Source organism: Collinsella sp. CLA-ER-H10 (assembly GCF_040092475.1).
Classification (GTDB): Bacteria; Actinomycetota; Coriobacteriia; order Coriobacteriales; family Coriobacteriaceae; genus Collinsella.
Map to the genome: position 1 here is coordinate 22,524 of NZ_JBBNLM010000022.1, position 8,816 is coordinate 31,339.

The window sequence follows — 8,816 nt, forward strand, 5'->3', positions numbered from 1 at the left end:
CTTAGGCCTCCTTGGCAGCTTCGATAGCGTCGACGGCGTCGGCGACAGAGTTGAGCGAGAGCAGGGTCTCGTCATCGATCTCGAGGTTGAACTCGTCCTCGATAGCCGTAACCAGCTGCAGGCGCTCGAGCGAGTTGGCATCGAGGTCGTCAAAGGTGGTCTCCTCGCTAATTTCGGCAACATCGACGCCCAGAACGTCAGCAGCGACCTCGGCGATCTTGTCGAAGATTTCGGAGCGGTCCATAGCGCTTCCTCTCATAGTACATGAATACCAAAAGAATGGTACCGCCCGGGCGGTACCAAGACACGGTTCTGATTCTACCCCACGACGTGCGCCGCGAAGCACATAACAGCGCTCTAACTCGCTCTTACAAGACGATACTGTCCATAGAGTTGGCGACATTCTCGACCAGCCCGGCGCGCACGGCTTCGGCCGCCGCGAGCGTACCGTTTTTGACAGCCTCGACCGAGGTGGCGCCATGGCCGATCAGGACCACGCCGCGCAGGCCCAGAAGAATCGCGCCGCCCTTGGCGTCGCCAGAGAGCTTGGCCTTAATCTCGCGCATCTGCTTTTTGATGAGCAGCGCGGCGATCTTGGTGCCGAGCGAGGCCATAAAGGCGCCCTTGAGCTCCTGCAGCAAAAACTTGGCAGCGCCCTCGGTAGCTTTGAGAGCGATATTACCCGACATGCCATCGGCAACGACGACATCGAAGTTACCTGAGGTGAGGTCGGTGCCCTCGCAGTTACCAACAAAGCCGGGAACGGCGGCCTTCATAGCAGGGAAACAGGCCTTGGTAAAGTTGGAGCCCTTCTCATCCTCGGTGCCATTGGCAAGCAGGCCCACGCGAGGATGCTCGATGCCCAGGACGACGCGGGCATAGGCGCTACCCATCTGGGCAAAACGCACCATGTCATCGACCTCCACATCGGGGTTGGCACCCATGTCGCACAGCACCGTCAGACCGCCGGCGCGATTGGGCAGCGCATTGGTCAGACAGGGGCGCACCGGCTGCTTCTTGCCTTCGGCCTGATACCTAAACGGCGTCACATAGGCGGTGGCGGCGGCGGTCATGGCACCGGTGGAGCCGGCGGAGAAGAACGCATCCGCGTTGCCCTTCTTAATGGCGCGGCAAGAAAGCACGATCGACGACTTACGCTTGGTCATCACGGCGCGAATGGGATCGTCATCCATGGCGATAACGTCAGGCGCCTCAAGGGCCTCAACACGTGCATGGGAAGCTGCAAAGGGATTGACGATTTCGGCGGGACCAGCTGCCAAGACCTCGATATCGGGATCGGCGGCAAGCGCAGCTTCGATACCATCGAGAACAACCTGAGGTTTCTCGTCTCCGCCCACAACGTCTACACAAACGCGAACGTTACTCATATACATGCTCCTTATACAAAAATGGCCGACTCATTGAGCCGGCCATTGTGGTTCCATTTGGAACGGCATCGCATCCAGAGTATACCGTTACTCGGTAACGATAACCTCGCGGTCCTTGTAGAAACCGCAGCTGGGGCACACGTGGTGCGGAAGCTTAACAGCGCCGCAACGGGGGCACGTGGACTGAGCCGCAGCCGAGATCTTCATGTTGGCGGAACGACGGGTGTGAGTGCGGATACGACCCTGCTTTTGTTTAGGTACGGGCATAGTGACCTTCCTTATGAACTATCCAGTGTGGCGATTACGCGCAAGTAGCGATACTACCACAGTTTTACTCATCAAGCTTGAGATTCTTCAATGCTGCAAATGGATTTTCCGTGGCAGCGGCCCATTCTGCCTCTGCCTGGGCGGCGCAATCGCATTGCTCGACGTTGAGATTGCAACCGCAAGTGGGGCAAAGGCCGCGGCAATCGGGCTTGCACAGGACAACGAACGGCGTGTCCATGACGACCGCGTCGTTGATGGGCTCTCCCAGATCGACGATGCGATCCTCGCCCAGGAGCTCGTAGCCGTCTTCGTAGGCCTCGGGATCCTCGGGCTCCTCAAAGAGGTAGAACTCCTCGATCTCGCCGGCGATATCAAACGAGGCAGGTTCCAGGCAACGGTCGCACTCGCCGGTGGCGTGCGCGCGGACCATGCCCGTGAGCAAGACACCGGTACCGGCATTGGTAAAGACAACGTCGTAGTCGATGCCGTCCTGAAGCTGGTACTCCTTCTCGCCTACCGTGTAGGTGGCGACATCGACCTTACCGGTCAGCGGATACGAATCTCCAGGAAACTCGAGCTGCTCGGAAAGATCGACGGTAACGCTCGGGAACTCAGCCATTACCACTGACCATTCTGTTGGGCGGCACCCTCGTTGAGCTGCTGACGGCAACGGGTAACGGTGCCGGTCAGGCTCTTGAGGTTCTCCTCCAGGTGCGTAAAGACCTGCTCTGCGTAGTCCTCGGCAGCATAACGCGTCTCGCGCTCGTACTGCTGGGCACGATCGCGGATGTCGTCGGCCTGCTGCTGCGCAAGGCGGACGATCTCCTGCTCACCGGCAATGGTGAGGGCCTGCTGCTGAGCGTCAGCGATGATGGAATCGGCCTGAGCGGCGGCGGAAGCCATAAGCTCCTCGCGCTCCTTAAGGATACGGCGGGACTTCTGCCACTCCTCGGGATAGCTCATGCGGATCTCGTCGAGGATGTTGAAGAACACGTCGGCGTCGATGACCTTGAACTGAGCGTTCTTGCCGAAAGGCGGCTTGGCTTCCTCGATCAGCCCTTCGAGCTCATCGACCAAGCTGACGATCCTATCGCCAGGAAAATTCTCGCCCGGCATCCGGTCTCCTTTCATAGGTAACATATCATCGTGCTAGTTTACCACATGCCACCAGGCAATAAGAAACGTCACGAAAAGCGATGTTTGAGCGCTTCGACCACGTTGGACGGGACAAACGTCGATACATCGCTGCCGAGCGAGGCGATCTGGCGAACAACCGAGCTCGAGATATAGCCGTACTGCGGCGCACTCATGACAAAGATGGACTCCAGCTCGCTATCCAGGCGATAGTTAAGGTCGGCCTGCTGCAGCTCATATTCAAAGTCGGTCATGGCGCGCAGGCCCTTGACCACGGCCCCCGCCCCCTGCTCGCGAGCGAAGTCGACCAAGAGGCCGGTAAAGGGCAGGACCTCGACGCCGTCGATATCACCGAGCGCCTCGCGGGCCAGCGCCACGCGCTCATCGAGCATAAACGTGGTGCCCACGCCGTTTTTACCCTGCGACTCGGCAACAGCGACGATCACGCTGGGAAAGATGCGGCGGGCGCGGCGAATCACATCGATATGGCCAAACGTGATGGGATCGAAGGTGCCCGGGACGATCACGCGGTTGATGGTGTCATTCATGGGCGTCCTCCTGAAACGTCGTGGCATCGTTGTTGTCGACATCTGCGCCGGCGCTGTCGCCCCCACCGTCGTCATCGCCGACCCAACGAAGCAGGTCGACCGAGGTAATGCCGTAGCGCTTCTTACGTACAGTCTCAAAGCCTACCGGATGCGCGCCCGCATCGGCGGCGGCATGCTCAAACAGGGCAAAAGCGCCAGGTGCAAGCAGACCCTGCTGAGCCAGGTTCTGCAGCAGTTCCTCGACCGGCTCGGCACCAAAAGCATAGGGCGGGTCAAGCAGGACCAGATCAAAGGGGGCGCCCGGTACACGACCGCGCGAGGCACTCGCCAGCATGTCGCCCGTGACCACGCGCCAACGCGCACGGTCACGGCAGAGCGACTCGATATTCTTGGTAATGAGCCGCGCGGCGTTGCGATCAATCTCAAACGTCGTGAGCAAGCGAGCCCCACGAGAGAGCATCTCTAACCCTAAGGCACCGGAGCCGCCAAAGGCGTCCAGCACACGGACCTCGTCCAGATCGAAGTCGAATGCCGACATGACCATAGATGCGCACGCCTCGCGTACGCGATCAGTCGTGGGGCGGGTGACATCGCGACCACGGGGCTCCTCGATCTTACGACCGCGCCATTCGCCGCCGATGATTCTCATCCTCCGCTGACCTCCTTAAAAATGTGTCGATATCGCATGGCGACCGCATCGCGCAGGGGGCGCGTCGCCACGGAGTCAAGGGTGCAAGCATACCGCAAGAGCTCGACCGCGTCCAAATGGGCCCACTCGATCAGTTCCTCGTCGGCATCCAGGTCGACAAAGCGCAGGGTCACACCACCATGCTGGCGATAACCCAGGATCTCGCCTTCATGGCGCAGGCGCAGGTCCATCTGGGCGAGCGTAAAGCCATCCGAGGTTTTTTCGAGCGATTGCAGACGATCTTGCGCCGCCGATGCGCCGCCGTTGCCCTTGGAGTGCGTCATGACCAGGCACGTGCCCGACACGCCGCCACGGCCCACGCGGCCGCGCAGCTGGTGCAGGGCAGCCAAACCAAAGCGCTCGCCGTTCTCGATGACCATGACGGTGGCGTTGGGCACGTCAACGCCCACCTCGACCACCGTAGTCGAGACGAGCACGTCAATCTCGCCACGCTTGAAGGCCTCGATAACCTGGTCCTTCTCCCCCGCCGGCATGCGGCCGTGAAGGCGCTCGATGACAAGACCCGGCAACGCCAGACGCAGGCGATCGAGCTCGGTTGCCGTATCGTGCAGCGGCACGGGGACCGTCACGCGGCCCTCGTCGTCGCGGGCGATACCAGGTACGTCTTCCAGCTCATCGGCCGAATCACTCGGCTCCACAAGTGGGCAAATCACGTAGGCCTGCTGGCCCTTTGCATGCGCCTCGCGGATGGCGCCATAGGCGAGGTCGCGGCTCGACTCGGTGAGCACGCGTGTCGTCACGCCAGCGCCAGGGACGGGCCGATGGCGGATGATACTCGTGTCCAGATCGCCGTAGACCGAAAGCGCCAGCGTACGCGGGATTGGCGTTGCCGTCATAACGAGCAGATCGGCACCGGGGCCCTTCGCGCGTAGGGCGTTACGTTGGCCGACGCCAAACCGGTGCTGCTCGTCGATGACGACAAGCGACAGATGCTTGAACGCAACGTCATCCGAAAGCACCGCATGGGTGCCAAAGAGCACGTCAAGCTCGCCCGATTCCAGCTGTGCATGGATGCGCTCGCGCTCTGCGGCCGGCGTGGCACCCGTCAGAAGCGCCCAGGACATGCCGGCCTGAGAGAGCAGAGGGCCGGTCTTATCGGCATATTGGCGCGCCAGCACGCCCGTGGGCGCCATAACACAGGCCTGCGTGCCGCTATCGGCAGCCACAGCCAGCGCGCAGGCGGCAACGGCGGTCTTACCGGTACCGACATCGCCCAGCAGCAGGCGGTTCATCACACGCCCGCCATCACACATATCGCGCAGGATATCTTGGAACGCGACCTCCTGCTCGTCGCTCAGCGAAAACGGCAGGGCTTGCTTGAGTGCGGCCAGGTGCTCGCCCGCGGTGTGGGCATAGGGCACCACATCGACTAGGCCGCCATCGTTGCGCAGGCGAAGCGCCAGCTGAAGGTAAAGGCACTCCTCATAAGCAAGGCGACGTCGCGCGATATCCCGCTCAGCCATACTCGATGGAAAGTGGATCGATCGAAGCGCGCGGGCATTGCTCATCAGGCGGCGCTTGACGCGCAAGCGTGCGGGAATCGGGTCGAAGGGATTGACGACGACCTCGAGCGCGCCGCTTACGATGCGGCGCATCCACGCCTGGCTCACGCCGTCACTCACATAATGGACCGGCAAAATGGTACCCGCAGCACGCCCTTCCTCGAGCTTTTCAAAGTGCGGAGAGGCCATCTGCTTAAAACCGTAGGCAAACTCAACCTTGCCCATCACGGCCAGGCGGTCGCCCTGCTTAAGCTGCTGGGCAATCCAGGGCTGGCGGAAAAAGGCGACCTGCAGCACGCCCGTCTCGTCAACGAGTGAGACCTCGGTCACCTGCATGCGCGGACGCGGCTGTTTTTGGACGATACGGTCGACCGTGGCGATGATGGTGCACACAGTACCGATGGGCGCCATCTCGATAGACCAAGAACGGGTAAAGTCCAGGTATCGATGAGGGATATGGAGAAGGAGGTCCCCCACCGTCCGAATTCCCAGACGGCGAAGGGCCTCCTCACGTTTACCCGAAACATATTTGAGTCGCGCGATATCCTCGTCGAGCGCATTGCTCTGGGCAAAGCGCTCCGAGACGCGCGGCACGGAGCACAGCTCGGACATAGGCAGAGCCTACTCGATCGAGAAGATCACGGGATAGAGCGGCTGCTCGCCACGATGGGCGTCGATCTCCAGATCGGGTTGAGCCTCCTCGATGGCGTCGACGATCTCCTGGAAGGCCTCGTCGGATAGCTCCTCGCCGGCCAGAATCGTCAGCGCGTCGCCTTCCTCTTCCTCCTGCATGCGGTTGATGCAGTCGAGCGTGACCTGCTTCACGTCGGAACCGACCACGTCGATTGAGCCGGCGATGATGCCCATGACGTCACCGGAGTGAATCGGAGAGCCGTCCGAGGCGCTGGAGTCGCGCACGGCGCGGGTGACCTCGCCATCGCGGACCTCGCTGATGGCGTCAACCATGGCGGCAACGGCGTCCTCGAGCTCAGAATCGGGCAGGACGGCGAACAGCGCGGAGAACGCCTGCGGGACGGTCTTGGTGGGAACGACGGCGACCTTCTTGTCGGTGCAGGCAGAGGCTGCGGCCTCGGCAGCCATGCGGATGTTGCCGTTATTGGGCAGGATGATGACCGAGGTCGCGTTGACCTGGTCGACGGCGCCCAACAGGTCGGCGGTCGAGGGGTTCATGGTCTGGCCACCCGAGACGATCACGTCAACGCCGAGGGACTTGAGGATGTCGGCCTCACCGGAACCGGCGGCAACGGCGACAAAGCCCAGGGCCTTCGCGGGCTCGGCGGCCTTCTCCTGATCCTCGTGAATCTTAGCGGTACGGTCGTGGGCCTCCATCTCCATGTTGTGGATAAAGACCTCATAGATCTGACCGAGCTGAAGCATGTGCTCGAGCACCAGGTTGGGGGTGTTGGAGTGCACATGGATCTTGTAATCGGGATAGGCGCCCACGAGTAGCTCACAGTCGCCCATGGAACCAAGGAACTTAAGGCACTCGTCCTCGTCAAACGGGGCGTCGGCCTTAAACAGGAACTCGTTGCAGTAGCGGAACTCCGAGCCCTCCCAATCGTCGTTGGCCTCGATCTTAACGCGACCGAGGGCCGCGTCGCGGGCAGAGCCAGCGGAATCAAACGTGGCGGAGAAATCCTCGACAACGGTGCTGCGGCCAAGCGCGGCGGCAACAAAGTTCTCAAGGAAAATAGCAAAGCCAAAGGCGCCGGAGTCAACCACGCCGTTCTCCTTCAGAACGGGCAGCAGGTCGGGCGTACGAGCGACGGACTGGTAGGCCTCGACGACGATGGCGTCGAGCGCATCCTCGGCAGAGAACTTCTTCTTCTCGCACTCGTCTGCCTTGGTCGAAACATCACGCAGAACCGTGAGGATCGTGCCCTCGATGGGCTTACGGACAGCCTGGAAGGCAACCTTGACGGCACGACGGAAGGCGAAGGCGATATTGGCGGACGTAATAGGCTCGTCGGCAGAGACAAGGCCCTCGGCCACGCCGCGCAGGATCTGCGACGTGATGACGCCGGAATTACCGCGGGCACCCATGAGGGAGCCGTGGGTGATGGCGCCGGCGATGGCCTCCATATCGGCATCGGCGGGAAGGGCGGAAAGCTCCTTGGTCACCGAGGCGAGCGTGAGCGACATGTTGGTGCCGGTGTCGCCGTCGGGTACGGGGAAGACGTTGAGCTTGTTGATCTCCTCGGCCTTGTCGGAAACGGCAGCCGCAGCGATCGGAAAACAGGTGCGAATGGTCTTTGCAATCATGGGTATTTGAATCTCCGTTTTCGGATGCTAGTTCAGACGGCTCTTGAGCGCGTCGATGTGAATGCCGATCTTAAGGCTGGTGGGATCGATCTGGGCGATCTCCTGCAGGGTAAAGGCAACGGAGCTCGAAAGATTGTGGCAGACGGACTTCATGTTGACGCCGTTCTCGAGCACGACGTGAAGATCGACCGTAAGGCCGTTCTCGTCGGCGGAGACAAGCACGCCCTTGCGGAGGCGCTGACCGGCAAGCAGGCGCACGCTCTCGGCGCCCTGGAGCTGTTCGGCCATACCGACGACGCCATAGCACGTCATCGCGGCATAACCGGCAATATCGGCAATAACGTCGTTCGAGACGCTCAGACTGCCGTTAATGGTCTCAGACACAAGAATCTCCTTATCTGGTGCTCGCGGCACCATCTCGTGGGAGCAATCATCGCAATATTCTACAACGACCGCGCCATGTTGAGGTGGTGGGTCACGGGATTACATCCTCGACACGAAATGTTGATATGGCAACGTTCGTGCCAGGCGATCGCGGCATGAAAAAACCCGCCGCATAAGCGGCGGGTTTTACAACCTGGCTCCCCGGGTAGGACTCGAACCTACAACAGCGCGGTTAACAGCCGCGTGCTCTACCATTGAGCTACCGAGGAATTTAAAGCCCAACAGAAAGGGCTGGAAAATTCTGGCTCCCCGGGTAGGACTCGAACCTACAACAGCGCGGTTAACAGCCGCGTGCTCTACCATTGAGCTACCGAGGAATAGGTGCGTGCTCTCAAGCAACGAAGATTATTATACGGACGAATCAGCTCAGGGCAAGAACTTTTTTAAGAATTTTTCCGACCCAGTCATTGGGGACGTTCTTAAACGACTAGTCATTCAAGAACGTCCATTACAGTCGAAATTGTCAGCCCGGGACCGTCTCGGGCTACGATTGAGGCGCGCCCAGAACGGGCCGCCGACCGGGCGCCCGCGCACGGCCGAA

General features: G+C 60.9%; 10 protein-coding genes and 2 tRNA genes. All 12 read right to left on the minus strand.

Going from position 1 to position 8,816, the window contains the following annotated elements; all coding sequences use genetic code 11:
- Position 1: 1 nt before the first annotated feature.
- The 12 genes from AAAX36_RS08280 to AAAX36_RS08335 all read right to left on the minus strand — a co-directional run bounded on the left by AAAX36_RS08280 (position 2) and on the right by AAAX36_RS08335 (position 8,592).
- Positions 2-244 carry an acyl carrier protein gene (locus AAAX36_RS08280; RefSeq protein ID WP_055286398.1) on the minus strand — a complete coding sequence of 81 codons (243 nt, stop codon included), beginning with the start codon at positions 242-244 and terminating at the stop codon, positions 2-4.
- A gap of 124 nt (positions 245-368) precedes the next feature.
- The gene (plsX, locus tag AAAX36_RS08285) at positions 369-1,388 is read right to left on the minus strand and encodes a phosphate acyltransferase PlsX (RefSeq protein ID WP_138374831.1); all 1,020 of its coding nucleotides are present in this window, start codon (positions 1,386-1,388) and stop codon (positions 369-371) included.
- A gap of 87 nt (positions 1,389-1,475) precedes the next feature.
- On the minus strand, positions 1,476-1,655 hold the full coding sequence (rpmF, locus tag AAAX36_RS08290) for a 50S ribosomal protein L32 (protein WP_022094017.1): 180 nt from the start codon (positions 1,653-1,655) through the stop codon (positions 1,476-1,478).
- Between the two features lie 64 nt (positions 1,656-1,719).
- Entirely contained in the window at positions 1,720-2,274 is a 555-nt protein-coding gene (locus AAAX36_RS08295; protein ID WP_055309521.1) for a DUF177 domain-containing protein, read from the minus strand.
- A complete protein-coding gene (locus AAAX36_RS08300) occupies positions 2,274-2,771 on the minus strand; it encodes an ATPase (protein WP_040358176.1) in 498 nt (165 codons plus the stop codon). The genes AAAX36_RS08295 and AAAX36_RS08300 overlap by 1 nt, the downstream gene beginning before the upstream one ends.
- A gap of 68 nt (positions 2,772-2,839) precedes the next feature.
- Positions 2,840-3,337 carry a pantetheine-phosphate adenylyltransferase gene (gene coaD / locus AAAX36_RS08305; RefSeq protein WP_055286393.1) on the minus strand — a complete coding sequence of 166 codons (498 nt, stop codon included), beginning with the start codon at positions 3,335-3,337 and terminating at the stop codon, positions 2,840-2,842.
- Entirely contained in the window at positions 3,330-3,986 is a 657-nt protein-coding gene (gene rsmD / locus AAAX36_RS08310; RefSeq protein ID WP_349075047.1) for a 16S rRNA (guanine(966)-N(2))-methyltransferase RsmD, read from the minus strand. The genes coaD and rsmD overlap by 8 nt, the downstream gene beginning before the upstream one ends.
- On the minus strand, positions 3,983-6,160 hold the full coding sequence (gene recG / locus AAAX36_RS08315) for an ATP-dependent DNA helicase RecG (RefSeq protein WP_349075049.1): 2,178 nt from the start codon (positions 6,158-6,160) through the stop codon (positions 3,983-3,985). The genes rsmD and recG overlap by 4 nt, the downstream gene beginning before the upstream one ends.
- A 9-nt stretch (positions 6,161-6,169) precedes the next feature.
- Positions 6,170-7,831, minus strand: a complete 1,662-nt coding sequence (locus AAAX36_RS08320; RefSeq protein ID WP_161145460.1) for a DAK2 domain-containing protein — start codon at positions 7,829-7,831, stop codon at positions 6,170-6,172.
- Between the two features lie 27 nt (positions 7,832-7,858).
- Positions 7,859-8,248, minus strand: a complete 390-nt coding sequence (locus AAAX36_RS08325; protein ID WP_192923963.1) for an Asp23/Gls24 family envelope stress response protein — start codon at positions 8,246-8,248, stop codon at positions 7,859-7,861.
- A gap of 161 nt (positions 8,249-8,409) precedes the next feature.
- Positions 8,410-8,484 (minus strand) — tRNA-Asn (locus AAAX36_RS08330).
- Between the two features lie 33 nt (positions 8,485-8,517).
- Positions 8,518-8,592 (minus strand) — tRNA-Asn (locus tag AAAX36_RS08335).
- Positions 8,593-8,816: the final 224 nt, after the last annotated feature.

Coding starts and splice junctions, on each gene's coding strand:
- AAAX36_RS08280 (WP_055286398.1), bottom strand. CDS start 244: ATGGACCGCTCCGAAATCTTCGACAAGATCGCCGAGGTCGCTGCTGAC.
- plsX (WP_138374831.1), bottom strand. CDS start 1,388: ATGAGTAACGTTCGCGTTTGTGTAGACGTTGTGGGCGGAGACGAGAAA.
- rpmF (WP_022094017.1), bottom strand. CDS start 1,655: ATGCCCGTACCTAAACAAAAGCAGGGTCGTATCCGCACTCACACCCGT.
- AAAX36_RS08295 (WP_055309521.1), bottom strand. CDS start 2,274: ATGGCTGAGTTCCCGAGCGTTACCGTCGATCTTTCCGAGCAGCTCGAG.
- AAAX36_RS08300 (WP_040358176.1), bottom strand. CDS start 2,771: ATGCCGGGCGAGAATTTTCCTGGCGATAGGATCGTCAGCTTGGTCGAT.
- coaD (WP_055286393.1), bottom strand. CDS start 3,337: ATGAATGACACCATCAACCGCGTGATCGTCCCGGGCACCTTCGATCCC.
- rsmD (WP_349075047.1), bottom strand. CDS start 3,986: ATGAGAATCATCGGCGGCGAATGGCGCGGTCGTAAGATCGAGGAGCCC.
- recG (WP_349075049.1), bottom strand. CDS start 6,160: ATGTCCGAGCTGTGCTCCGTGCCGCGCGTCTCGGAGCGCTTTGCCCAG.
- AAAX36_RS08320 (WP_161145460.1), bottom strand. CDS start 7,831: ATGATTGCAAAGACCATTCGCACCTGTTTTCCGATCGCTGCGGCTGCC.
- AAAX36_RS08325 (WP_192923963.1), bottom strand. CDS start 8,248: ATGGTGCCGCGAGCACCAGATAAGGAGATTCTTGTGTCTGAGACCATT.